The 22823-nt window shown below is 61.6% G+C and carries 23 protein-coding genes; 5 read left to right on the forward strand and 18 right to left on the reverse strand.

Features of this window, described 5'->3' with window-relative positions:
• Positions 1 to 69: 69 nt before the first annotated feature.
• Positions 70 to 1188, forward strand: a complete 1119-nt coding sequence (locus GRF63_RS02085) for a 5-methyltetrahydropteroyltriglutamate--homocysteine S-methyltransferase (protein WP_160484354.1) — start codon at positions 70 to 72, stop codon at positions 1186 to 1188.
• Between the two features lie 156 nt (positions 1189 to 1344).
• Positions 1345 to 1626 (forward strand): hypothetical protein, encoded by a 282-nt coding sequence (locus GRF63_RS02090; protein WP_160484355.1) that lies wholly within the window; start codon positions 1345 to 1347, stop codon positions 1624 to 1626.
• On the opposite strand, the gene GRF63_RS02095 is transcribed toward GRF63_RS02090, so the two are convergent.
• From GRF63_RS02095 to GRF63_RS02105, 3 genes are read right to left on the reverse strand one after another with little or no spacing between them, the layout of a single operon-like run.
• Complete coding sequence (locus tag GRF63_RS02095; protein WP_160484356.1) at positions 1623 to 2759, reverse strand: amidohydrolase family protein; 1137 nt, start codon at positions 2757 to 2759, stop codon at positions 1623 to 1625. The genes GRF63_RS02090 and GRF63_RS02095 overlap by 4 nt on opposite strands.
• 10 nt (positions 2760 to 2769) lie before the next feature.
• Entirely contained in the window at positions 2770 to 3300 is a 531-nt protein-coding gene (locus GRF63_RS02100) for a nuclear transport factor 2 family protein (protein WP_160484357.1), read from the reverse strand.
• Positions 3297 to 4025: a nuclear transport factor 2 family protein gene (locus tag GRF63_RS02105; RefSeq protein ID WP_160484358.1), complete on the reverse strand. Its 729-nt coding sequence runs from the start codon at positions 4023 to 4025 to the stop codon at positions 3297 to 3299. Before GRF63_RS02105 ends, GRF63_RS02100 begins: the two co-directional genes overlap by 4 nt.
• A gap of 89 nt (positions 4026 to 4114) precedes the next feature.
• Between GRF63_RS02105 and GRF63_RS02110 the strand changes: the two genes are divergently transcribed.
• Together GRF63_RS02110 and GRF63_RS02115 are read left to right on the forward strand one after the other, a co-directional pair.
• Positions 4115 to 5059, forward strand: coding sequence for an SDR family oxidoreductase (locus GRF63_RS02110; RefSeq protein WP_160484359.1), 945 nt, complete (start codon positions 4115 to 4117; stop codon positions 5057 to 5059).
• Positions 5060 to 5198: 139 nt separating this feature from the next.
• Positions 5199 to 6260 (forward strand): glycosyltransferase family 2 protein, encoded by a 1062-nt coding sequence (locus GRF63_RS02115; RefSeq protein ID WP_160484360.1) that lies wholly within the window; start codon positions 5199 to 5201, stop codon positions 6258 to 6260.
• Here the strand turns inward: GRF63_RS02115 and GRF63_RS02120 are convergent.
• Genes GRF63_RS02120 through rfbF form a run of 8 tightly spaced genes read right to left on the reverse strand, consistent with a single transcriptional unit; the run spans position 6170 to position 14333 of the window.
• Positions 6170 to 8209 carry a GtrA family protein gene (locus GRF63_RS02120; RefSeq protein WP_160484361.1) on the reverse strand — a complete coding sequence of 680 codons (2040 nt, stop codon included), beginning with the start codon at positions 8207 to 8209 and terminating at the stop codon, positions 6170 to 6172. The genes GRF63_RS02115 and GRF63_RS02120 overlap by 91 nt on opposite strands.
• Positions 8200 to 9006 (reverse strand): glycosyltransferase, encoded by an 807-nt coding sequence (locus GRF63_RS02125; RefSeq protein WP_160484362.1) that lies wholly within the window; start codon positions 9004 to 9006, stop codon positions 8200 to 8202. The genes GRF63_RS02120 and GRF63_RS02125 overlap by 10 nt, the downstream gene beginning before the upstream one ends.
• A gap of 9 nt (positions 9007 to 9015) precedes the next feature.
• Positions 9016 to 9762, reverse strand: coding sequence for a cephalosporin hydroxylase family protein (locus GRF63_RS02130; protein WP_160484363.1), 747 nt, complete (start codon positions 9760 to 9762; stop codon positions 9016 to 9018).
• Positions 9763 to 9790: 28 nt separating this feature from the next.
• The gene (locus GRF63_RS02135) at positions 9791 to 10693 is read right to left on the reverse strand and encodes an NAD-dependent epimerase/dehydratase family protein (RefSeq protein WP_160484364.1); all 903 of its coding nucleotides are present in this window, start codon (positions 10691 to 10693) and stop codon (positions 9791 to 9793) included.
• 1 nt (position 10694) lies between these two features.
• Positions 10695 to 11252, reverse strand: a complete 558-nt coding sequence (locus tag GRF63_RS02140; protein ID WP_160484365.1) for a dTDP-4-dehydrorhamnose 3,5-epimerase family protein — start codon at positions 11250 to 11252, stop codon at positions 10695 to 10697.
• Positions 11252 to 12493, reverse strand: a complete 1242-nt coding sequence (locus GRF63_RS02145) for a class I SAM-dependent methyltransferase (RefSeq protein WP_160484366.1) — start codon at positions 12491 to 12493, stop codon at positions 11252 to 11254. Before GRF63_RS02145 ends, GRF63_RS02140 begins: the two co-directional genes overlap by 1 nt.
• Positions 12490 to 13563: a CDP-glucose 4,6-dehydratase gene (gene rfbG / locus GRF63_RS02150; RefSeq protein ID WP_160485338.1), complete on the reverse strand. Its 1074-nt coding sequence runs from the start codon at positions 13561 to 13563 to the stop codon at positions 12490 to 12492. The genes GRF63_RS02145 and rfbG overlap by 4 nt, the downstream gene beginning before the upstream one ends.
• The gene (gene rfbF, locus GRF63_RS02155) at positions 13554 to 14333 is read right to left on the reverse strand and encodes a glucose-1-phosphate cytidylyltransferase (protein ID WP_160484367.1); all 780 of its coding nucleotides are present in this window, start codon (positions 14331 to 14333) and stop codon (positions 13554 to 13556) included. Before rfbF ends, rfbG begins: the two co-directional genes overlap by 10 nt.
• A 140-nt stretch (positions 14334 to 14473) precedes the next feature.
• Between rfbF and GRF63_RS02160 the strand changes: the two genes are divergently transcribed.
• Positions 14474 to 15340, forward strand: coding sequence for a dienelactone hydrolase family protein (locus GRF63_RS02160; RefSeq protein WP_160484368.1), 867 nt, complete (start codon positions 14474 to 14476; stop codon positions 15338 to 15340).
• Positions 15341 to 15362: 22 nt separating this feature from the next.
• On the opposite strand, the gene GRF63_RS02165 is transcribed toward GRF63_RS02160, so the two are convergent.
• The 7 genes from GRF63_RS02165 to GRF63_RS02195 form a co-directional block, all read right to left on the reverse strand.
• Positions 15363 to 16640, reverse strand: coding sequence for a spinster family MFS transporter (locus GRF63_RS02165; protein WP_160484369.1), 1278 nt, complete (start codon positions 16638 to 16640; stop codon positions 15363 to 15365).
• A 121-nt stretch (positions 16641 to 16761) separates the two neighbouring features.
• A complete protein-coding gene (locus GRF63_RS02170; protein ID WP_202131540.1) occupies positions 16762 to 17625 on the reverse strand; it encodes a crotonase/enoyl-CoA hydratase family protein in 864 nt (287 codons plus the stop codon).
• Entirely contained in the window at positions 17618 to 18550 is a 933-nt protein-coding gene (locus GRF63_RS02175) for a hotdog family protein (protein ID WP_160484371.1), read from the reverse strand. Before GRF63_RS02175 ends, GRF63_RS02170 begins: the two co-directional genes overlap by 8 nt.
• Complete coding sequence (locus GRF63_RS02180; RefSeq protein ID WP_202131541.1) at positions 18547 to 19518, reverse strand: NAD(P)H-dependent flavin oxidoreductase; 972 nt, start codon at positions 19516 to 19518, stop codon at positions 18547 to 18549. Before GRF63_RS02180 ends, GRF63_RS02175 begins: the two co-directional genes overlap by 4 nt.
• A gap of 135 nt (positions 19519 to 19653) precedes the next feature.
• Positions 19654 to 20652, reverse strand: a complete 999-nt coding sequence (locus GRF63_RS02185) for a zinc-binding dehydrogenase (protein WP_160485340.1) — start codon at positions 20650 to 20652, stop codon at positions 19654 to 19656.
• 13 nt (positions 20653 to 20665) lie between these two features.
• Positions 20666 to 21478 carry a tyrosine-protein phosphatase gene (locus GRF63_RS02190; RefSeq protein ID WP_160484372.1) on the reverse strand — a complete coding sequence of 271 codons (813 nt, stop codon included), beginning with the start codon at positions 21476 to 21478 and terminating at the stop codon, positions 20666 to 20668.
• A complete protein-coding gene (locus GRF63_RS02195) occupies positions 21475 to 22749 on the reverse strand; it encodes a TetR/AcrR family transcriptional regulator (RefSeq protein WP_160484373.1) in 1275 nt (424 codons plus the stop codon). Before GRF63_RS02195 ends, GRF63_RS02190 begins: the two co-directional genes overlap by 4 nt.
• Between the last annotated feature and the right edge of the window lie 74 nt (positions 22750 to 22823).

Genomic DNA, 22823 nt, shown 5'->3' on the forward strand with positions numbered 1-22823 from the left:
GTCGAGCGCGAGCCCGCGTCATGACCCTGGCTTTGCAATTCTTGCTACTGGCCACGACAGGATTCCCCCATGAGTTTCAAACTACCTTCCCGCGCAGACCACGTCGGTTCGTTCCTGCGTCCCAAATCGGTGATAGAGGCGCGTGACGCCCGCGCCGCCGGAGAGATCGACGCCGCAGCCCTTCGCGAAGCCGAGGATGCCGGCATTGCAGAGCTGGTCAAATGGCAGGAAAGCCTTGGCCTGAAGGCGATCACCGATGGCGAATATCGCCGCAAGTTCTTCCACACCGATTTCCTGCTGCAGCTTTCCGGCGTGGAAGAGACGGGTGGCATCCAGAAGGCGTTCAAGAACGATTCCGGCAAGGAGGTGCAGTTCGCCCCGCCCAAGATGATCATCACCGGCAAGGTGCGCCACGAAAAGCCGATCCAGCGCGCGGATTACGAATTTCTCGCCAGCCAGGTGAGCGCGCCCGGCGCCATGGCCAAGGTGGCAATCCCCAGCCCCACCATGCTCCATTTCCGCGCAGGCCGCGCCGGTATCCCGGAGGAAGCCTATCCCGATATGCAGGGTTTCTATGACGATGTGGCGAAGGCCTATTCGGAAGAGATCGCCGATCTTGCCGATGCAGGCTGCCGCTATGTGCAGTTTGACGATACGAACCTTGCTTACCTGTGTGACACCGGCCACCGCGAGGACGCGAAGAACCGCGGCATGGACCCCGATTCCATCACGCATGACTATGCCAAGCTGATCAACGCCAGCTTCGCCGGTGCCCCTGCCGACATGGTGCGCACCATGCACCTGTGTCGTGGCAATTTCCGTTCCAGCTGGGCGGCAGAGGGCGGATATGACCCGGTTGCTGAAGTCATGTTCAACGAATGCGAACTGGACGCATTCTTCCTGGAATATGACGATGCGCGCTCAGGCGATTTCTCGCCGCTGCGCTTCCTGCCCAAGGGCAAGAGCGTCGTCCTCGGCCTCGTCTCCACCAAGCTGGGAGAGCAGGAGAGCAAGGACGATATCAAGCGCCGCATCGACGAGGCGGCCAAATATACCGATCTCGATCAGCTGGCGCTCAGCCCGCAGTGCGGCTTTGCCAGTACCGTGCACGGCAATGACATCACCACGCAGCAGCAGGCCGACAAGATCCGCCTGTGCGTGGAAGTGGCGGAGGAAGTCTGGGGCTGATCCTCTTATTCCGACAACTGTAAAACAAGGGGGGCGGTTCTTCAGGAGCCGCCCTTTTGCGTCGCGCGGGGCAGGTGGCTGCCGGGTGAACGTGGCTCCAACCTTCCATTAACTATGCTGGGCTATGGTCGGCCATTCCACGGCAGGAGCCTGACAATGGCTGACTTGATTTCCGGTACCCATGCCCGCCCACTTGGCGGCCAATGCGAATGCGGCAGGAACCGCTTCCCCATCAATATCTCCGATATCAGCTGCGAAGGCTGCTGGGCTGAGGCGACGGGCGATTGGGAAGACGCTTACGACTTCCTCCACCTCACCATTGACGAGCGGATCGAAATCAACGGCAAGGTCGTCTCGCTGGATGGGCCCAAGGCCTGGATCCGCTTCTTCGGCGAACTGCATCCTGCGGTGGTGGCGGGGCTGGGCAAGGCCGCCTAGCTGCCTATCCGGAAGACGTTGCGCGCATTGTCTTCCATCAGCATTTTCTTCACTTTCGCGTCGATCGCCATCGTGTCATAGGCGGCAACCTCGTCGTAGCTTTGCTGGTAGGGGTAATCCATCGCGTAGAGCACGCGGTCGGGCCCCAGCACTTCCTGACAGAACTTGATCGCCGGTTCCCACCCAACGCCGCTGGTGGTGATCCAGATGTTGGTTTTGAAATAATGGCTGACGGGGTGCTTCAGCTTCGGCTGGTTGCCGCCGCGCAAGTGGCTGCGCCCGTCGGCATTCCCCTGCATCCAGTCGAAGCGATAGAGGTGCAGCGGCAGGCATTCGCCCATGTGGCCGATGACCAGGCGCAGCTTGGGAAACCGGTCGAAAGCGCCTGAGAAGATCAGGCCCATCGTGTGTAGCCACACATCATGCGGGAAACCCGCCAGCGCGCCGAAGAAGCCGCGTTCCTCGTAATGCGGCGCATTATAGGGTGCGGTGGGATGGATGTAGAGCGCGGCGTCCATCGCTTCCAGCGCCTCAAGGATGGGCCAGTAATCCTGCTCGTCCAGGTAATGCCCCTGGAAATGCGAATTAAGCACCGCGCCATTGAGCTTCAGATCTCCCATCGCCCGCTCGATTTCCTGCACGCTGCCGGCCACGTCACGCGGATCGAAGGCGGCGCAGGCGGAAAAGCGATCCGGATGGTTGCGGCAGGCCTCGGCCGCGATATCGTTAGCCTCGCGTGCCAGCGGTGTGCCTTCGCCGGGCCTCACAACCTGAACACCGGGCGCTGTGAGCAACAGCAACTGCCGGTTGATCGCCAGCTCGTCCATGTGCGAGAGGCGAAGGTCGCCCAGATCCTGTAGCATTTCCTGCAAGCTTGGCATTTTCGAGAACATGCCCGCCATTTTCAGGCTGTCATCATCGGGCGCATCGCCGCTTTCGAGGTATCTGACCTGCGCCTTTACCAGCTCGGGGAAGGTCCATGCCTCTTCCGTCGCGATGCGCTGATAGGGCGCGTTGCGATCCACATGTCCCGCGCGAGGGGCAAGCCCGGTGCGCGTGCGGTGAGACCAATCTTCCTTGAAATGGCCCTTCAGGCCTTTCTCGCTGCCGTCTTCAAGCTTGCCCGACACCATCACGCCTCTCCTAGAACATCGTGTTGTCGTTCAACGCCTCTTCGGGCACCGGCTGGATCACGTCCCAGTGCTCGACAAGGTAGCCGTCGTTCACCCGGTAGATGTCCACCACCGCGCTGCCGCGATCGTCGGGCGCGCGCTTGAAGTGGTAGTGCACCGCCACCAGCGTGCCGTCCGGCCCCTCGTCGCCATAGATCACGCGCTTCACGTCATGCGTCATCTCCGGGTTGGCCTGCATGTGATCGGCCAGCACCGCGATGGTAGGATCGCGGCCCGTGGGCGAATTGGGATCGTGCTGGATGTAATCGGGGTGGACCCAAGCCTCGAACCCGTCGGTCAGGCGGTTCTGGTTGTAGAATACCTCGATGAAGCGTTCGGACACTTGGCGGTCGGTAAGGCTCGCGCGGTCCGAGGTATCCATCGGATCACCCGTCGCCGCCGCCTCTTCGGCAGGCTCCATGTCGGGCGGCCCGGTTCCGGCCTGTTCGCAAGCGGCGAGCGCGAGGCCCGCCGCCAGCACCGTCACCGTCCGCAAGCTCAATTGCCGTACTCGTCTTTCACCATCATATCGGTGAAATGGCCCAACTTGAACGCCTCTCCCAGCACGGGATGGGCAAAGCTCATCTCCACGGCGTGGCGATTGGGCCAGGTGGTGCGCCATTGTTCGGCAGGCAGGATGCGATCAGGGCCCAGCGGATTTTCCGGGTATGCTTTCTCGGCGGGCTGGAGATGCGCGGTGGTCTTGGCCCAGCCGGTCTCGTAATCGCCCTGCCACTGCATCAGGTAATCGAGCTTCTTGATCTTCCAGACACCGTTTTCGCGGACATACTCGTTCTCGTAGATCCCTGCTTCCCAGAATTGCTGCGGCGGGCCTTCGGGCTTCCAGTCCATCGCCTCGTCATGCCAGCCGCCGGCCAGCATCCCGCGAAAACGACCCTTTGCGGTCTTGCGGTCCTCCGCCACGGTGATGACGGGCTGGAGCTGGAAGTGATCCAGCAGCAGGCCATGCACGGGGCCGCGGCGGCCACGGGTGAACAGGTTCTGGAACCATGTGCCGTAAAGACGCATCACGCCTTCGGGTCCGACATATTCGCCCGACAGGAACACCACTACGCCATCATCGGCAAACAGTCCGGCCACTTCCTCAGGCCGGTTGTAATCGATGTAATAGCCATAGGCCATCTGCAGGCGTTGAATGGCGGCCTCGTCTTCCAGGCGATGGACGCTCTTTTCCAAGGCATCCAGGCGTGCATTGACATCACTCATTTCGACTCTCCCAATCGACTTCTTTGTGTGCAACACTAACGATTGATACAATCAATGGAACCCCGTTTAGCGGCAGTGGAGAGGCAAGGATGACAGTGGACCCGGCACAATATCGCGAGGAATGGCAGGGCCGCGTGGCCTTCATCACCGGCGCAGTAACCGGGATCGGCCTTGGCACGGCGCAGGCGTTTGCCGATGCCGGAATGCGCGTGGCCCTGTCCTACCGCAACGAGGATGACCGCGCGGCGACGGAGAAATGGTTTGCCGACAAGGGCTATGAAACGCCGCTGTTCTGCAAGCTGGATGTGACCAACCGCCAGAGATTCGCGCAGGTTGCAGAGGAGGTGGTGGACCATTTCGGAGAGGTGCACGTGCTGGTCAACAATGCCGGCGTATCCGTGTTCGGGCCCACGGACGAGGCCAGCTACGATGATTACGACTGGATCATGGGCGTCAATTTCGGCGGTGTGGTGAACGGGCTTCAAAGCTTCCTGCCGCGCATCAAGGCCAGCGAAGGGCGGCGCCACGTGGTGAACGTGGCCAGCATGGCCGCCTTCCTGCCCGGACCGCAGGCGGGCATCTACACCGCCAGCAAATTCGCCGTGCGCGGGCTTACCGACAGCCTGCGCTATAACCTCGCGCCGCATGGCATCGGCTGCTCGCTATGCTGCCCGGCGCTGACGCGCACCAACGCCTGGGCCAGCGCGCAAAAGCGCCCGGAGGAATTCGCCGATGCCGGTTTCGCCCCGCCAAAGGAGGGCGAACTGGAGCAATTCGGCACCGCTTTCGAGCAGTTCGGCATGGATCCCTACGAGGTCGGTGCGAAAATTCTGCGCGGCATGAGCCAGCAAGACGGCCTGATCCTGACCCACCCGGAGCACGCCATCGACTTCACGCAAGAATTCGCAAAACAGATTGCAGCCCTGCCGGTGGAAGACTGCCCACCCGGCCGCGCCCGCATCGAGGAATTACGACGCCAGGCGGGCCGCGATGCCGAGGCAGGCCTGTCCGTGGCGATGGATGATCTTACTTAGGAAAATGCGACAACGCTTGCACGCCGCATCGTCCACAGTTCGATAGCCGCTACGATCCCGCATTTGTCGCATTTGCTGCTATTGACCGGGAACAGTGCGCCAGACGCTGCGCCGATGTTTGTCAGGAACCAGAGCCATTATGACTGACCGAGACGCCCTGATCAGCCTCGTTATCCCGGTCTATTCGGAAGAAGCAGTCATTCCTGCCCTGCTGGAGCGTATGACGCTCCTCATGGAACAATTGCCGGAACGTGCGGAAGTCGTGCTGGTCAACGATGGCAGTCGTGACAACTCGCTGCAATTGATGACGCGGCTGACCAGCGGTGACGAGCGTTTCCGGGTGGTCAATCTATCGCGCAATTACGGGCATCAGACGGCGGTAACGGCTGGTCTGAATGCCGCGCGCGGCGATGCCGTGATCACGATGGATGCTGATTTGCAAGACCCGCCGGAAGTGGTGCCTCAGCTGGTGCAGAAATGGCGGGAGGGCAATCACATCGTGCTGGCCCGGCGGGAGGCCCGCGCTGGTGAGAGCATTTTCAAACGCGCCACCGCAGCCGCTTTTTATCGCATCATCCGGCGCCTCTCTTCCATCGATATGCCGCTGGACGTGGGCGATTTTCGGCTGCTGGATCGCAAGGTGGTGGATGCCCTTTCGAACATGCCGGAGCAGGATCGCTATTTGCGCGGCATGATCAGCTGGGTTGGCTTTCAGACAGCCGAAGTGCCTTTCGTAAGAGAGGAACGCGCCGCAGGCGAAAGCAAATATCCGCTGCGCGCGATGATCAAGCTTGCGGTGAACGGGTTGCTTGGCTTTTCCGACGTACCGCTTCGTCTGGCGCTATGGTTCGGCATGATCATCTCCATGCTGGCCTTGTTGTTTGGCGTCTACATTTTGATCAGCTGGTTCTTTGGCGGGGAGGTGGTGGAAGGCTGGACCTCCACCGTCCTGATCGTCACCATGCTGGGCGGGCTGCAATTGCTGATGATCGGCGTGGTGGGCCTGTATATCGGGCGCATCCATAACGAGGTGAAGCGAAGGCCGCTGTATTTCGTCGATCCCGATACCGCCGCCCGCGCAGCCGAGGGGCAGCCGCAAGGCGCGCCGGGTCACCACCCGGTGAACAAATTGTCCGGCGGCGATGATGTTGGCGGCGGCGGTGCGTCCCATACCAGCCGCGCTTTTCCATCCAGCGAATAGGGGTAGCGGCCCGCCTTCAAGTCAATCGCGTCTCCGGGTCGCAGGGTGCGTCCGCCAAGCTTGACCGGCCCGGGGCTCTCGATCCGGTAGCGGCCACCGATCAGCAGTTCCATCGTGCTGCTTCCCGTCATGCTCTTGGCTGGTAGAAACAGTGGCCCCCAGTAGCGCGCGTAATTGTCACGCAGGCTGCGCACATCCTCTGCCAGCAGGCCCGTGGGCGATTGCTCGGATTCCTCAGGAGACATTGCGTCCACCGCCAGAGAGGTGCGGGTTTCCAGCATGAAGCGTGGCTGATGCTCTGCAATCACCTGCCGCATGATCGGCTGCCCCACCGCGCGGTAATCCTTCATGCCCCATGCACTCATGAAAATGCCCTGCTTGGGGTAGGAGGACACCATCGAGGCATGATCGATATAGGGAACTGCTTGCGGGAAAATCGCGTGCACCAGCGCCAGCGTGGCGCGCTGTTCGGCTAACTTCCCGTCCAGCCGCGCAAAGAATGAAAGCGCGGCAAATCCCACCATCATGGCGATAACGGCAAAGCCCGCGACGGGCCGGGCGCCTTCCCTCACATTCTCCATCAATTTGTGAAAGCCGAAGCCTGCAACAACGCATAGCGGCGCGATGATGAAGGGGTGATAATAGGGGTAAACCTCGCTGTAGATCAGCGGCACCATTGCAGGCAGGATGAACGCTGCCAGCGCCACTTGCTCTGCCCGGTGCCGGGGCCGCTTCCACGCGATCAGCGCTCCCACCCCGCAGGCGAAGAGGAACCACATGCCCACATTGCGCAAGAGCACGGGCAGGGCGAAGACTTTGGCGATGGTGTAATCGCCCGTCAGCAGGGTGGCCCCGCCGGTGCGCCCGATGAAGGCCACGGCCGATGCCTTATCCTGCAATCCGCTGGCGTGCAGCAACAGGATGGTAGCGAACACCAGCAGCGAAACAGCCGCTCCTGCCAGCAGGATACGTGAAGAGCGCCAAGGGTCCCGGTCCGTAAATGACGCCGTCAGCAGCAATATACCGATGGTGGGAACGAAGAAGACAGACTTTATCGTCAGGACCCCGCCAATCGCCATCAGCATGCCGACGCCAATCGTCGTCTTCATGCCCAGCGCAGGCCGCGTGGCCAGCGCGGCGGCAGACATCATCGCGGCGGTGGCCAGCGTGTCGGTTCGAAAGTCCGTGCCATACAGCAGTGAATAGCCGAATGTGTTGAAGGCCAGCACCGCGACCAGCGCACTTTCAACTGGCATGAAGCGGCGGCTGGCATGGTATATCGCCCAGCTGGTGATCCCGGCGCACAGCAGGGCGATAAAGCGCGCGCCGATCACCTGATCAACCTCGTTACCGGAGATATAGGGAAGCCAGCGGAAGAGGTGGATGAAGCCCGTCTGGAAAATCTCCGTCATCTCCCCCCGGCGGTAGTCATACACCATGGAGAGGTTGAGAAACTCGTCCCAGTTGGGCGCCAGGTGCGTCACCACATGCAGGCGCGCCACAGCTGCCAAGCCAAGGCACCAGATCAGCGCCAGGCATAGCATGCTGTATTTGCGATCCGCGAAAATCACGCTGCGCAGCGCAACGAAGGAAATGATATTCACCGGCACCGCTGCCAGCAGGCCTGCCCAATAGTAATTCAGGCCGAAAAACGCGATGGCATCGATGGCCACGATATTGGCCAGATACAGCAGGCTCCACAGGCCAAGAAATGGCAGGAAGCGGCCTTTCAACTGCGCCTTGAAGGCGACCTTGCCCTGCAGCACGAAACCCGTGGCGATACCCACCAGCAAGGCGACAAGGCTGGCCAGCTGATATGAAAGGCCCAGCGACAGACCCCCGGCATAAACGGCATAGGAAAGGCCCGTGTTGGCCGCGCCCACAACCAGGAAACGCAGCAGGCGGCCACGCTCCTCCGCAAAATCCAGACGGGCTGTCGTCAGCGCCAATTGCGCGCCTTTGCATAAAAGCGGAAGGCCAGTTTCTGCGCCGTTACGAAGTGGCAGGTCAGCGCCAGTCGCGTGTCCTGCAAGGCACTGCGCGCGCCAACATGCTTTGCGGCAAGGCGGCGATATTCGCCCACTGTGCTGCCCAGCAGGCGCCAGGTCGTGTTATCGGCGCTGTAGCGATTGGCGATCAGCGGCGTGTCGATGTGCCATGCATCGCCAGCAGCGCCCAGCGCCCACGAAAGATCAATATCCATCGCATAGAGAAACTGCTCGTCATACCGCAGGTTGCCCAGAGCACTGGTGCGGATGGCCAGCGGAATGCCGAAGAGGTTACGGCCCGTTTGCAGGCATCGCCGCCCGATTTCATCCGGGTTGAAACGCCCTGATCGGCCAAAGCTGCGCCGTGCCAACTGCTGCCCTGCTTCATCGACATAGAGCATGTCGCAATAGACGGTGGCGATGTCGGGATTGTCCGCCATCGCCTTTCGCGCAAGACGAAGCGCGTCGGGATGGGCGAGGTAATCGTCGTGACACAGCAGCATGTATGCCGGGCTGTCGACATCATCCAGCAAGGCGTTGAAATGATCACGCATTGGCAGCGTTTGCGCGCGGCGCACCACGCGCAGCGGCAGGCGCGCCGCCCACCGTTCGAGTATTGCAGGCGTATCGTCGGTGGAGGCGTTGTCGCTCACCAGCACCTCGACCCCTTCCAGGTCCTGCGCCGCAATCGATTCCAGCGCCGCTTCCAGGAAGCGGGCGCCGTTGTAAACGGGAATGGCTACCGTGAAATCGGCCATGACCCTCCCTCAGCCGCGGCGGCGCAGATATCCTTCGCGCGCGACAGAGACCTGCAACTTGTCGTGAATGCGCGCATCCGTTTCAAACGCGTCGCTCTCTTCCCGATAGGCGCGCACGGCGGTGAGTGGGTTGTTTCCCTTGCCCCATGGCCTGTCACCAATCGCCGCGTCGGGCAGGTTCTCCACCAGCGTATCAAACACCACGCAATAGCTGCCCGGCGTCGTCATCGGGGCATAGGCGCGCAGTTCTTCCAGCACGTGATCATGCGTGTGATTGCTGTCGAGGCACACGAGCACTTTGGCCGCATCCCCCACCATATCGCGCACCTGGTCCACAACTTCGGTATCGATGCTGGAGCCTTGGACAAGCTCGATGCGCTTCGCCATCGCGTGCGCCTCGATCGCGTCTCGATTGGGTTGGCGGATATCGATATCAATGCCGATCACGCGGCCATCGGAGTTTCCGCCACAATTCGCCACCAGTTCCATCATGCTGGCATAAAAGATCAGTGATCCCCCGCGCGCCACACCGGTTTCCACGATGACGTCCGGCTGGATCTTCCAGATCAGTTCCTGCATCGCCACGATATCCTGCGGATACTGGATGATGGGCAGACCCAGCCAATCGAAATTATATGAATAGCCAAGTTCCTGCGCCTTGCCGAGCCATTGATCGGTAAGCCCCGCCATATCGGCATCATTGCCAAGACGGGTGACGAGGTCGGCGCGTCGCTGTTCGAAAGCTTTGTCTGTCATGGCATCCCTATGCGCGGCAGTGGTGAAGTTATGGTAAACAATGCGTTGACCAATAGCTGACGGCGTCTTCCAGCCCGCGGCGAAGGCCGATGCGCGGGATGAAGCCGAGTTCTTCGGTCTGGCGGCGAGTGTCGGGGACCAGAACGGGCGCTTCGCCCGGTCTGTCTGGCAGGGCGCCAAGTTGCACCAACTCGGGCTTGCCCGTAATCTCGCCCAGCATCGAGGCGACCTGTCCGATGGTGGCGGGCTGGCCGCTGCCAAGATTTACCACGCCCTTCACGTCCGATGCTGCCAGCATGGCAATCGCCTCCCCCATGTCGCGCACATCCATGAAATCGCGCAACTGTGTGCCGGAAGAGCATTGTGCGGCGATCCCGCTCAGCAGCGCGCAGGCAACATTGGGGACAAGCCGCCGCGCGTCCTCCCCCTCTCCATAGGCCAGGAAAATGCGCACCCACGCATGGCTGACGTCCAGTGTTTGCAAGTGGTGAAGCAGCGCCAGCTTCGCCTGCCCGTATAGCGTTGCCGGCGCGCCAGGTGCGATCGGCTGGCTCTCGCAAAGCGGTTCGACAAAGGCATCAGGATATTCCGCGCAGGTGCCACATGCCACGATGCGCTGTCCGCCATGCGCGGCAAAGGCGTTGAACAGGGCAACCCCTGCTTCAAGCCATTGCAGATTGTCCTGCGCTTCCCAGAACTGTCCATGCTGCGTATTCCAGGCGCAATGCACCAGCGTGTGGGGACGAACCTTTTGGATCAGCGCCTCACACGCCGCGGGCTCGCGCAGATCGACGCCGTGCCATGTGCCCGTCGTTAGGGCCTTTTCCCCGCGCGATGTGAAGTGCAGTTCTGCATCAGCGGGCAAATGGCGGCACACCTGCCGGCCGATAAAGCCGCTTGCCCCGGTTACCAGAATGCGGCGCGTACCCATGTCAGATACTGTCGAATTGCGCGACGAGAGGCAGGTTGCGATCCCGTTCTGACATCACTTCAGGCTGCATTGGCCAAGGAACCGCGATGTCGGGGTCGTCCCACCTGACGCCGCGCTCTACGTTGGCGCGATGTGGGCGGCTAAACTGGTATAATACGTCGCATTCTGATTGCAGCGTCATGAAGCCATGCGCCACGCCCCGCGGAAGATAGAGCGCGTTGCCGCGATCCGCATCCAGTTCGCGCGTGATATGCGCAAGGTAGGTGGCAGAGCCGGGACGCAGATCAACCGCGACATCGAAGATGCGACCACGGATGCAGCGTACCAGCTTGGCCTCTCCCTCATGCTCTGGCCCCTCATGCTCTGGAATGACATGCAGTCCGCGCAGGGTGGCGGGCGCGCGATTGCGAGAGATGCCGCTTTGCGCTTCCACCGGTTCCAGCCCGTGATCACGCCATTCATCGGCGCAATAGGCGCGTTGGAAACTGCCGCGTTCGTCGGTGAAGATATCGCTGTCGATATCGAACACGCCGGGTATCGCGGTTTCTTCAAACCGCATCAGAATATTTCGATCTGCGGGATTGCGACGACAAACTGCGCGCCCCATTCGCGGGCGTCCTGCAATTGCAGGGCGATCTCGTCGCGCAGGTTCCACGGCAGGATCAGGATGTAATCGGGCCGCGCCTCCATCAGTGCATCGGGGTGGCGCACCGGGATATTCACGCCCGGCAGCAGATGGCCCTGCTTCACCGGGCTGAGATCGACGGTAAAGCCCAGCAATTCAGGGCCGATGCCGCAATAATTCAGCATCGTGCTGCCCTTCGCAGGCGCACCATAGCCCAGCACCGTCTTGCCCTCGCGCCGAGCATTGATGAGGAAGCTGAGGAGATCGAACTTGCGCTGCTCCACCTCCGCCGCGAAACCGCGATAGGTATCTGCCACCTCAAGTTTCGCGGCTTTCTCATCACGGCGGACCTTGGCCAGACCTTCCGCCCGCGCAGCATCGGCAATATCCGCGCCCTTGTGGCAGGCGAATACGCGTAAGGAGCCGCCATGTGTGGGAAGCTCCTCCACACCGTAAACTTCCAGACCTGCGTCACCCAGCATGGCTTCCACCGCCAACAGCGAGAGGTAGGAAAAATGCTCATGATAGATCGTGTCAAACTGGCAGGATTCCAGCATCCGCAACAGGTGCGGAAATTCGATGGTGAAAGTGCCCCCCGGCTTCAGGATATGCGGTACACCGGCAAGGAAATCGCGGGGATCGGGCACATGGGCCAGCACATTGTTGGCGGCGATCAGGTCTGCCGCGATCCCCTTCGCCGCCAACTGCTGAGCCAGAGCAAGTCCGAAGAAATCGATGACTGTATCAATGCCGTGCTGTTCTTTCGCGCGCTTGGCCGTGTTGGCAGTGGGATCGATGCCCAGCACATTCACCCCGGCCTGTTTGAAGTACTGCAGCAAATAGCCATCATTGCTCGCCAGTTCGACCACCAGGCTCTGGTAATCCAGGCGCAATCCATCGATCATCGCCGATGCATAGGCTGATGAATGCTCTAGCCAGCTGCTGGAATAGGAGGAGAAGTAGACGTAATCCTCGGTAAAGTGCTCCGGCGTTTGCACGTCGGTCAACTGCACCAGCCAGCATTTCTCGCAGACCATCGCGTTGAGCGGATAGACCATCTGGCCAAGGTTCTGCGCGGTGTTTTCGTCACGCAATTCGTTGGAGACGGGTGACATGCCAAGATCGGCCACCACCACTTCCAGCGGGGTCTGGCAATTGCGGCACAGGCTGGTCATGCGGTTGCTTCCATCGTTTCCATGTCTTCGATCTGGCGGGTGGTGAAATTCCACATGTCCGCCCCTTCTGCATAGGCCCGATACCACGCGATGGCCTGCTCGACGCCCTGCTCCAGCGACAGGCGAGGGCGCCAGCCCAGCCCGGAGCGCGCCTTGCTGCAATCGAGCGAAAGAAACTGTTCTTCAAAAATGCGCTGGTCGGGCTCAACTTCGATGCTGGCGCCCGTGCCCCAGCTTTGCGCCATCAGCTGTGCAAGTTCACCCACGGGGCGGCAATCATTGAGGGCGGGGCCGAAGTTCCAACCGCCAGCAAATTCCTCGCCGTCTGAAACAAGCCGCTCAGCCAGCGTCAGGTACCCGTGGAGCGGTTCCAGCACGTGTTGCCAGGGCCTCGTGGAATTGGGGTTGCGCAACACCAGCGGCTGGCCTTTTTCAAAAGTACGGACGGCATCGGGCACAAGCCTGTCCTGCGCCCAGTCGCCTCCGCCAAAGATATTGCCCGCGCGCACACTGGCAACGCCGATATCCTGCGCATGCAGGTAGGAATGCCGCCATGCGTCCACGATGAATTCGCTGGCCGCCTTGCTGGCGCTGTATGGCTCTCGCCCGCCAAGCTCGCTGTCTTCGGTATAGGGCTCTTGACGATCCAGATTGCGATAGACCTTGTCCGTCGTCACCACGATGATCGCCTTGACGGACGGCACATGCCGCGCCGCTTCCAGGAGATTGGCCGTGCCCATCACGTTGGTCGATACCGTTTCCATAGGCTCTGCGTGCGCACGCCGCACCAATGGCTGTGCAGCCAGATGGAACACAACCGATGGCGCGGCAGACTGCATCGCTGCTGTCAGCGCATCCAGATCGCGCACGTCGCCGAATTTTGATGTGGCCAGCCGCTCGCCAAGCCCGGTCGCGTCGAAGAAGCTAGGATCGGTGGGCAGGGGCAGCGCATAGCCATGAACGCGCGCGCCGCGATGCATCAGGTAGGCGCAAAGCCAGCCGCCCATAAAGCCCGTATGCCCTGTCACGAAGACCGGGCGATCCTGCCAGAAATTGTCGATCACCGCCATATTTTCCACGGTGCGCGATCATCGCGCCAGTACTGATCCAGCAGCTGTTTTTCGCGCAGTGTATCCATGCACTGCCAGAAGCCGTCATGGCGATAGACCGACAGATGGCCTTCACGTGCCAGTGGCTGCAAGACGCCTGCTTCCAGCGTTATCGTGTCATCGTCAGGCAAGTCCTCGAAGATGGAGCGGCTGAAAACGAAGAAGCCACCGTTGATCCAGCCTTTGCCAGTCTGCGGCTTCTCCTCGAACGATGTGACGGAATCGCCGTGCAACCCCAGTTCGCCAAATCGCGACGACGGGCGCACAGCCGTGACGGTGGCCAGCTTCCCAGATGCGTTGTGGTGGGCCAGCAAGCGGTCAAGATCCACGTCGCACAATCCATCGCCATATGTGGCCATGAACACATCGTCCTTCAGGTGCTTCAAAGCCTGCTTCAGGCGCGATCCGGTCTGGGTGGGAATTCCTGTGTCCTGGATGGTGACGGTCCAGTCCATATCGGCTTGCGGTTCGTCCAGCAGGGTGACGTTGCCCTTCGCCATATCCACCAGGATATCGCTGGCGTTGTATTTGTAGTTGATGAAATAGTCTTTGATCAGGTGACCCTTGTAACCGGTGCACAATACGAAATCGGAATGCCCGAAATGCCGGTAATAGCGCATCAGGTGCCACAACATCGGCTTCTCACCGATTTCCACCATGGGTTTCGGCTTCGAAACCGTCTCTTCATTCAAGCGGGTACCCAGTCCCCCGCACAATAGCGCCACTTGCATAAACGTCCCCGTTAACCGTCACTGCGAATGAACGATCTTGGTTAATTATTTCGCAACAACCGCTTTCCGGCATCACTGTAAAGCTTTCGTTCCAACTTCTCTCAATGCTATGCCTTCGTTTTTGGCAGGAGAGTGAAACGATGTGCACACAGGATCAGGCCGCGAACATGGGTTCGATCAACCGTCGCCAGTTCGGCGCATTGGCCGGAGCCGGGGCGGTCGCCGCATGCGCGCCGATGGCAGAGGGCAGCGTTGCTGCAGGCGGGTTGGTGGAGAACACCGTCACTTTCGCTGCGCCCGGCGGCACTTTTGACGGGGTGTTCATCCATCCTGCCAGCGGAGCGCATCCTGCCGTGATCCTGTGGCCCGATATCGCGGGCCTGCGCCCGGCCAAGGTCCAGATGGGGCGGCGGCTGGCAGAGGCGGGCTATGCCGTGCTGGTGGCCAACCCCTATTATCGCAGCGTGGCGGGCCAGCAGTTCGAGGATTTCGACGACTGGCGCAACAATGATGGCTGGAACAAGGTGACCCCCTGGCGCGAGGCGAATACGCCGGAGGCCGTGCAGGAAACGGCGCGCGCCGTGGTGGCATGGCTGGATGCGCAGGACGCGGTGGATACCACGCGCGGCATCGGCAACCAGGGCTATTGCATGACCGGATCGTGGACGATCCTTACCGCCGCCGCCGTGCCTTCGCGGGTGAAAGCGGCCGGCAGTTTCCACGGCGGCGGGCTGGTGGGCGAGGGTGCACTGTCGCCTGTAAACCTGCTGGACGACATGGCCGCCGATGCAGAGGCGCTGATCGCCATTGCGCAGGACGATGATGCCGAAAATCCCGAAGCCAAGACCGCGCTGCGTGCCGCTGCCGAGGCTGCCGCGGCGGATATCGACGTGGAGGTCTACGCCGGAGACCACGGCTGGACCGTGCTCGACAGCCCGGTTTACAACCAGGCCGAGGCGGAACGCGCCTGGGCGGAACTGCTGGAGATGTATTCAGACACCCTGTGATCGCTGATCACGCGATGCGCTGCTATTTCTCTTCGATCCAGTCGCGCGCGATGCTGCGGCTGGCCAGCAACATCAGGATGCCTGCAACAAAGTAGAGCGGCAGGGCGGTGAGTATCGATATCCGTAAGGATTCGTCGCCATAGACAGGTGCATAGAGGTCTGAAATCACGCCCAGCGCATAGATCCCGCCGCCAAGGCCGATCAGGTTGTTGATGAGCAGGAAAATGGCCGATGCGGTTGCCCTAGCGCGCGGTTCCACGAGGTGTTGGACCGCCGTCAGCACGGGGCCGAACCATACGTAGTTCAGGCCTTGCGGGATCAGGAACAGCAGGAAGGCCAGCGTCAGGCTGTCGGTCATCACGCCAGCGGCATAGATTGGCGCGCCGATGATGAAGGCGATGGCTGGCAGGCGGGGATACCATTTCCTGTCGCCGCCCAGCCTGTCTGCCAAAGTGCCGCCCGCCAGCATGCCGGTTACGCCGCCAATAAGCAGCACGCCGCCGGAAAACAGCGCCGCGCCCCACAGGTCCAGTTCGAAACTGCGGATCAGGAAGCTGGGTTTCCAGAAGCCGATGCCATAGCCGAGCATTGAGCTGAAAGCGGCGCCAAAAGCCATGAACCAGAAGGAGGGCTTCTTTGCCAGGATGAGGAATACCGCCGTGATCGAAAGGGCGGGCTGCGCAGGCGTTTCCGCGCTATCCACGCGCGGAACATCCTTCACCAGCAGTTTGAATGCCGGTGCAATCAGGATGCCCAGGCCTCCCATCACGAAGAAGGCGACGCGCCAATCGATTGTGGATGCGATCCAGCCGCCGCCCATCACGCCCACGGCGCTGCCGATGGGGATGCCTAGCGAATAGATCGCCAGCGCGGTGGCCCGGCGGCGCGGCGGGAAATAGTCGCCAATTATGGCATAGCTTGGCGCCACGCCGCCTGCCTCGCCAATGCCCACGCCAACGCGGGCGAGGAAGATCTGCATGAAATTCTGCGCGACCCCGCATAGCGCGGTGAACGCGCTCCAGAACACCAGCGCGATCGTAATCACCATGCTGCGGCTGGTGCGGTCTGCAACGGCAGAAAGCGGGACGGCGAGTGTGGAATAGAGCACCGCAAAGGCGAGCCCGCCCAGCAGGCCCATCTGGCTGTCCGACAGGCCAAGGTCAGCTTGGATGGGTGTTGCCAGGATCGACAACATCATCCGGTCAAGGAAGTTGAAGATATAGACGAGGAGCAGCATGGCCAGAACGACACTGGCTTTTGCCGGAAGCACCCGGCCTGTTGCGTCAGCTGGTTGCGTCATCCTGCAAGGTTCCTGTCAATTGTCCAGTCGGGGACCGGGTCGCTGAACCCGGCCCCCTCTCGCCCCGCATCGCACACCCCGAGAGATGGAGTGGAGTGCAACGTTACGGAGCGGATTCGTGTCATGCGAAAGGCGGCTCGTCTGCCCAGCTCATATCGGGCAAATCGTCCGACACGGTGGCAGGGTACTGGGCGGCGCGCTTTTCCTTGAAGGCTGCGATGCCCTCACGCACATCGGTGGAGCGCCCACGCGAGGCGAACACGCGGCTGTCGATCCGATGCATGTCCATCGGGTGGGCCATCGTCTGCCCCTGCCACAGCAACTGTCGCGCAAGTGCCACTGAAACGGGCGCTGATGCAGACGTCATTTCCAGCGCCTTCTCCTTCGCTGCATCGAGGAGATCGTCCGGTGCATGCAGCGATTGAACCAGGCCTGCGTCAAGCGCTTCCTGCGCATCGAAAACGCGGCCGGAATAGACCCAGTCCAGCGCCTTTGCCATGCCGACGATGCGCGGCAGGAACCAGCCGGAGCATGCTTCGGGCGTAACCCCGCGCCGCGAGAATACGAAGCCGTAGCGCGAATCTTCTGCCGCCATGCGCCAGTCCATCGGCAGCTGCATGGTCGCGCCAATCCCCACGGCAGCGCCATTGGATGCGGCCAGAACGGGCTTCAGGCTGCGGAAAATGCGCAGCGTAACCATGCCGCCACCGTCGCGGTTCACTCCGCCGATATCCTCCCTGCCTTCGCGCTTGTCATAATCGAAGGTGTCGCCGCCGCTGCCAAGGTCGGCCCCGGCGCAAAAGGCGCGGCCCGATCCTGTCAGGATCACCGCGCGAACAGCGTCATCGGCATCGGTCAGATCGAACAGGGCAAGCAGGTCCCTTATCATCGCGGGGTTGAAGGTGTTCATCTTGTCCGGACGGTTGAACGTCGCCACCGCCAGGCCATTGTCGATTTCAAGGTCGAGCGTCTGAAAATCAGGCATCAAGTTCCTCCCCATAGAGAGCGCGGGCATCGGCATCGTAATCAGGATAGCTCGCCTTCAGCGTTGCGAGGTTGAGCAGCATCGTTGCCGCCGGATCATCCTTGCCGGAGCGGAAAATGCGATATTCCACCCACAGTGATTCCGTTTTGCGGCTGCCGGTGCGCGCGATGACTTCGCGGGTTATTTGAAAGGTCTCGCCAACGCGCAGTGGCCCATCGTGCAGGCGGATTTCCTGATCGGCGAAAAGACCCACGCTGGGCCGCTTCACCGCGAAGGGCTGTTGATCGGCAATGGAATTGGCGAGGACCGAGATCATCTCGAACGGCAATTCACGCTCGAACCGGAGGTTGGGCTCCGTGATGACCGCCAGCTTTTCGGCAAGGCTGAACGGATAGAGGTCCCCCATACTGACATCGCGTTGCACACCAGCGGCAATGCGGGAGGTTCGGGCGCCAATCGGCACATCTGCAACCAGCACCGGATTGGCCAGCGGCTCCAGCTTTGCAAGCCGCGCGCGCAAGGCGCTTTGCGGCGGTTCTTCGCCAACGGACATGGAGCCGGTCAGGACCTCGGTCCCATCCTCCTTCTCCATGCGGATCGCGGCGTAGTCAGGCCGTTCCTCGCTGAGAGTGGCGATGGCGCGCACTGCCTCGCCCTCGAAAACCGGTGCGCGGTAATGGGCCGATATGCAGCCCGACCGTCGCCATTCGTCGCCCCAGACGCTCTCGGCAAGCGGCTCGAACTGGGTGAAATGGGTCGGCCCCTCGATCGTCCCGCCTGAAAAGCCGAGCTCCTTCGCCGTGCCGTCATCATGAATGGAAGCGTTGCCCGACACCGATTGCTGGCTCAGCATCTGGCGGGGGCGACGGTATGGCCCGGTATGCACACCGCCTTCGCGGCGGACACGGGTGGCGAAACCTGTCACCCCAGCAGCCCCGGCAGGCGCTCACCCGAGATGCTGCGCGCGTCATGCATGATGCGGTCCAGCAACTCCTTGACGGTGGGCACATCGTGGATCAGCCCCTGCGCCATTCCGGCCCAATAGAGGCCGTCATCGAGGTTGCCTTCCTCCATCACGTTCTTGCCGCGCGCCCCGGCGACGAGGTGGGCCACGTCCTGGAATTCGGCCTCCGGCCTGGACAGCAGATCCACCACCTCGTCAGAGACGCTGTTCTTGCCCACCCGCGCGGTGTTGTGAAGATTGCGGAAGATCAAATTGGTGTCGCGTTCTGTGCTGGCGACGATCCGCTCCTTCACATTGCCGTGGATCTGGCATTCCTGCGTGGCGAGGAAGCGGGTGCCCATGTTCACCCCTTCCGCCCCCAGCGCCAGCGCGGCAACCAGGCCGCGCCCGTCGGCAATGCCGCCGCTGGCGATGATCGGTATATCCAGAGCATCGGCAGCGGCAGGGATCAGGATCAGTCCGCCGATATCGTCTTCACCCGGATGGCCTGCACATTCGAACCCGTCGATGGAGATAACGTCCACCCCCATCCGCTGGGCAGAAAGGGCATGGCGCACGGCGGTGCATTTGTGGATCACCTTTACGCCGTTGTTCTTGAAATCCTCGACATGCTCCTGCGGGCGGTGGCCAGCAGTTTCGACAATGGTGATGCCCGCCTCGATGATCGCCTGCCGGTATTCTGCGTAAGGCGGCGGCTTCATGGTTGGCAGGATAGTGAGATTGACGCCGAACGGCTTGTCCGTCCGATCCCGCGTTGCCGCGATTTCCTTCGTCAGATCCTCTGGTGTCGCCTGCGTCAGCGCGGTCAGCACAGCAAGTCCGCCAGCCTCCGCCACGGCGGCAACCAGCGGCGCACGGCCCACCCATTGCATGCCGCCCATCATGATCGGAAATTCAACACCGAACATATCGGTAAAGCGGTTTCGCATGCTCTCTCCCTCGCACGAATCGCGAAGCCCCATCATTGAGCATGAACGCCGCCGTGGCAACGGTGAATTACAATTTCTGAAAAGAGGGAATGGTGATATTCCCTGCAATCACGCGATTGCCGAATATGAAGTACGTCAATCCATGGTCACGACGACCTTGCCCACCGCCTTGCGCTCCGCCAGCCTGCGGATCGCTTCGCCGCCCTTGGCCAGAGGATAGGTAGCGTCGATGCGGGGGGTGATCGTGCCGTCCTGCCACCAGCGCATCAGCTGCGCGACATGCTCCGCATTGCGCTGCGGTTCGCGGGCCACGAAGCCGCCCCAGAATATGCCGCGCACGTCGCAGCTTTTCAGCAGGGTCAGGTTGAGCGGCAGCTTGGGAATGCCCGCGGGGAAACCGACGACGAGGTAACGCCCCTCCCACGCGATGCAGCGCAGCGCAGGCTCACAATAATCCCCGCCCACGGGATCGTAGATGACATCGGCGCCATCTGGCCCGACAGCTTCTTTGAAAGCCGCGGAAAGGGCCTTGCTCTGCTCCTTGTCAAACGGCGCGCGGCCATAGATAAGCGTTGTATCCGCGCCAGCCGCGCGGGCTGCCTCGGCCTTTTCCTCGCTGGATACCGCGGCCACCACGCGCGCGCCCATGGCCTTGCCGATTTCCACCGCCGCCAGCCCCACGCCGCCTGCCGCACCCAGCACAAGCAACGTCTGCCCATCGCCCAGATCGCCGCGATCCTTCAGCGCGTGGATCGTGGTGGCATAGGTCATCAGCAGGGCCGAACCGGCCACCGGATCTGCACCTTCGGGCATGCGGAAGGCGCGCCGGGAATCGATGACGATTTGCTCTGCCAAGCCGCCATAGCTGGGAACGGCAATCAGCCTGTCACCCACGTTCCAGCCTTCAATGCCATCGCCAACAGCAGTCACTTCGCCTGCAATTTCCGCGCCCGGTGCGAAGGGGCGGGGAGGACGCAACTGGTACTTGTCCTCGATAATCAGGACATCGGGATAGTTGATCGCGCAGGCGAGCACCCGCACCGCCAGTTCGCCCTTGCCGGGGTCTGGCGCGTCGATGTCAGTAAGTTCCAGCGTTTCAGGGCCGCCGGGCCCGGTCGAGAGGAGAGCCTTGATGATCTTTACTCCGTCAGGATGGTGAGGGTTCTAGCAAGCGCGATGCGAGTGCCTGCTTGACGTTTTCGTCGATGCCGATGGCTGTGAAGAAGGACGCAAGGGATCCGTATTCGCCATCGATGCCGGCAAAGGCGCTTTGCAGAAAAGCGGGCCGTGCCGATCGCATCACGGCGATCGCTTCGGGCGGAAACTTGTCGCGCATCGCGTTCTTCGCGCGTTCACCGCCATCGCGGCCAATGAATAGAGAGCGGGCCATGTCATCCTCGCTGGCCACGATCCGGTCGGTCATCGCGTAATCGTCCAGAACCAGATCGCGCGGCACGTCCAGCGCGCTCAGGATCAGGGCCGCCGCCATTCCCGTGCGATCCTTGCCGGCGGAGCAGTGGATGATGCAGGGCATCTCGCCCTCGGCAATGCGGCGTATGATATCGGCAAAGGCGTGCGCCATCGTGCGCGGCAATTCCGCATAGAATTCCAGCATCAGCGATTCTGCACCAGCGGCGGTTTGCGGATAGTCCATGGCCATGTCCACCAGCCGCCGCTTGTGGCCAGGGGGCCAGGAGTGAATGTCCAGATGCGGGGCCGTCCACGCCGTGGGGTCCGCCTCACGCTCGCGCGGGGCGCGCAAGTCGAAGATCGTCGCGATGCCAGCCTCGTCCAGCATGGCGATGTCAGCCTGCGTCAGTTGCGAAAGGCGGTTGGAGCGAAACAGGCTTCCTCGCCTGACGTGCCTTCCATCGGCTGTCGGGTAGCCGCCAAAGTCGCGGAAGTTTTGGGCGCCCTCCAGCTTCACCATGCGTCCGATATCTTCGGGCGTCAGCGTCATCCTGTGCCCAGGATTTCTGCGGGATCGGCGAACATGCCGCGCGTCAGGCACGATGCATAAATCCGGATCGCGGTCTTGCGGTCCATCGTGGCGGCCCAGTTGCGCAGATCATATGCGGAGTTGAGCATGGCGGCGATCGTCTGGCTGGCAATCAGCGGATTCACCACGCGGACAGATCTCTCCTGCGCGCCTTCCACCAGTGTATTGCCAAATCGCAGCGCGGCCTCATCCGATTTTGCCAGCACTTCGTTGCGCACATCGGCGGGCAGGGCTTGCAGGGCGGATGTTCGAGTAAGCGGGAATTCCCCTTCGAACTGCAGGTCGATCAGGTAATTCATGATCGCCTCAAGATGCTTCCATTGTGTCTCGCCCGTTTCGCCTGCAGCGGTCTGCACCGCGGTCAGCCGACTGAAGGTGCGGCGGAAACACTCCAGCACAAGGTCATCCTTTGTGTCGAGGTGATGGTAGAAGCTGCCCTTCGTCACCTGCAGCTCATCAACGATGCGCGTGACCGACGCACCGCGATATCCGCTCTCATTGATCAGCCGGGTCGCCACGCCAAGGAAGTTGGGCGCCCCGCGCTCCTCATCGCCCAGCGGTTCTCCATCGGCGTTGCGGGCGAGATCAATTGGCGCCCAAGTGGTTTCAGGCAGGGCCAGACCATGATCGAACAGGTCGAAAAGCTGGCGCAGCACGCGCGCGAATTCGTCCACCGGGAAGCGGGCCAGCCACACCGGCATCCAGAAAATCGTTTCCTGCAACAGGTGGGTGCGAGCAGTCAGCAGGGGTTTCTGCTCTGCGGAAAAATCGCCCCACAGCGCGCGGGTTGCGCGGAACAGGTCGACATATTGTTCCAGCAACGGCTCACGAATGGCATCGTCCAGCGTGCGCACTTCGGATAGCGTGGCGATGGGAACAGCGGTGCCCGCGATAACATCCGCGCGCAGGTTTATGTGTAATTCCAGCAGACGGCGAACCCGCGCACGCGGAGTCTGCTCCTTCGCCGCCTCGTCCACGAACTCGCGTAGACGGCCGATTGCACGCTCGAAAACCGCGGCTGCCAGCACGTCCTTTCGCGGGAAGTAATAGGTCACGCTGGTGGTGCTTAACTCGACAGCCTTGGAGACCGCCTGCAGCGTGGTGGCCTTCGCGCCGTGCTCGTTGATCAGAACCGTCGCTGCATCCAACAGGGCATCGCGCTTGCGCTGGTAGCGCGCGCCGCGTTGCGCCTTCGGTTTGCCGCGGGCGGGGGCAGTAACTTTCGCTTCCATGGCGCTCCCATGCCGCAAAGAACCCCTTTCGCCAAGCAAAAGGATAATCGGTTTTGGGTTGTCCTCTTCCAAGT

The organism is Aurantiacibacter rhizosphaerae, assembly GCF_009807005.1.
GTDB classification, from domain to species: Bacteria; Pseudomonadota; Alphaproteobacteria; order Sphingomonadales; family Sphingomonadaceae; genus Alteraurantiacibacter; species Alteraurantiacibacter rhizosphaerae.

Bases quoted from the DNA above. Each gene is read 5' to 3' on its own strand.
- GRF63_RS02085 (WP_160484354.1), top strand. From the start codon at position 70: ATGAGTTTCAAACTACCTTCCCGCGCAGACCACGTCGGTTCGTTCCTG.
- GRF63_RS02090 (WP_160484355.1), top strand. From the start codon at position 1,345: ATGGCTGACTTGATTTCCGGTACCCATGCCCGCCCACTTGGCGGCCAA.
- GRF63_RS02095 (WP_160484356.1), bottom strand. From the start codon at position 2,759: ATGGTGTCGGGCAAGCTTGAAGACGGCAGCGAGAAAGGCCTGAAGGGC.
- GRF63_RS02105 (WP_160484358.1), bottom strand. From the start codon at position 4,025: ATGAGTGATGTCAATGCACGCCTGGATGCCTTGGAAAAGAGCGTCCAT.
- GRF63_RS02110 (WP_160484359.1), top strand. From the start codon at position 4,115: ATGACAGTGGACCCGGCACAATATCGCGAGGAATGGCAGGGCCGCGTG.
- GRF63_RS02115 (WP_160484360.1), top strand. From the start codon at position 5,199: ATGACTGACCGAGACGCCCTGATCAGCCTCGTTATCCCGGTCTATTCG.
- GRF63_RS02125 (WP_160484362.1), bottom strand. From the start codon at position 9,006: ATGGCCGATTTCACGGTAGCCATTCCCGTTTACAACGGCGCCCGCTTC.
- GRF63_RS02130 (WP_160484363.1), bottom strand. From the start codon at position 9,762: ATGACAGACAAAGCTTTCGAACAGCGACGCGCCGACCTCGTCACCCGT.
- GRF63_RS02135 (WP_160484364.1), bottom strand. From the start codon at position 10,693: ATGGGTACGCGCCGCATTCTGGTAACCGGGGCAAGCGGCTTTATCGGC.
- GRF63_RS02140 (WP_160484365.1), bottom strand. From the start codon at position 11,252: ATGCGGTTTGAAGAAACCGCGATACCCGGCGTGTTCGATATCGACAGC.
- GRF63_RS02145 (WP_160484366.1), bottom strand. From the start codon at position 12,493: ATGACCAGCCTGTGCCGCAATTGCCAGACCCCGCTGGAAGTGGTGGTG.
- rfbG (WP_160485338.1), bottom strand. From the start codon at position 13,563: ATGGCGGTGATCGACAATTTCTGGCAGGATCGCCCGGTCTTCGTGACA.
- rfbF (WP_160484367.1), bottom strand. From the start codon at position 14,333: ATGCAAGTGGCGCTATTGTGCGGGGGACTGGGTACCCGCTTGAATGAA.
- GRF63_RS02160 (WP_160484368.1), top strand. From the start codon at position 14,474: ATGTGCACACAGGATCAGGCCGCGAACATGGGTTCGATCAACCGTCGC.
- GRF63_RS02165 (WP_160484369.1), bottom strand. From the start codon at position 16,640: ATGACGCAACCAGCTGACGCAACAGGCCGGGTGCTTCCGGCAAAAGCC.
- GRF63_RS02170 (WP_202131540.1), bottom strand. From the start codon at position 17,625: ATGCCTGATTTTCAGACGCTCGACCTTGAAATCGACAATGGCCTGGCG.
- GRF63_RS02180 (WP_202131541.1), bottom strand. From the start codon at position 19,518: ATGCGAAACCGCTTTACCGATATGTTCGGTGTTGAATTTCCGATCATG.
- GRF63_RS02190 (WP_160484372.1), bottom strand. From the start codon at position 21,478: ATGACGCTGACGCCCGAAGATATCGGACGCATGGTGAAGCTGGAGGGC.
- GRF63_RS02195 (WP_160484373.1), bottom strand. From the start codon at position 22,749: ATGGAAGCGAAAGTTACTGCCCCCGCCCGCGGCAAACCGAAGGCGCAA.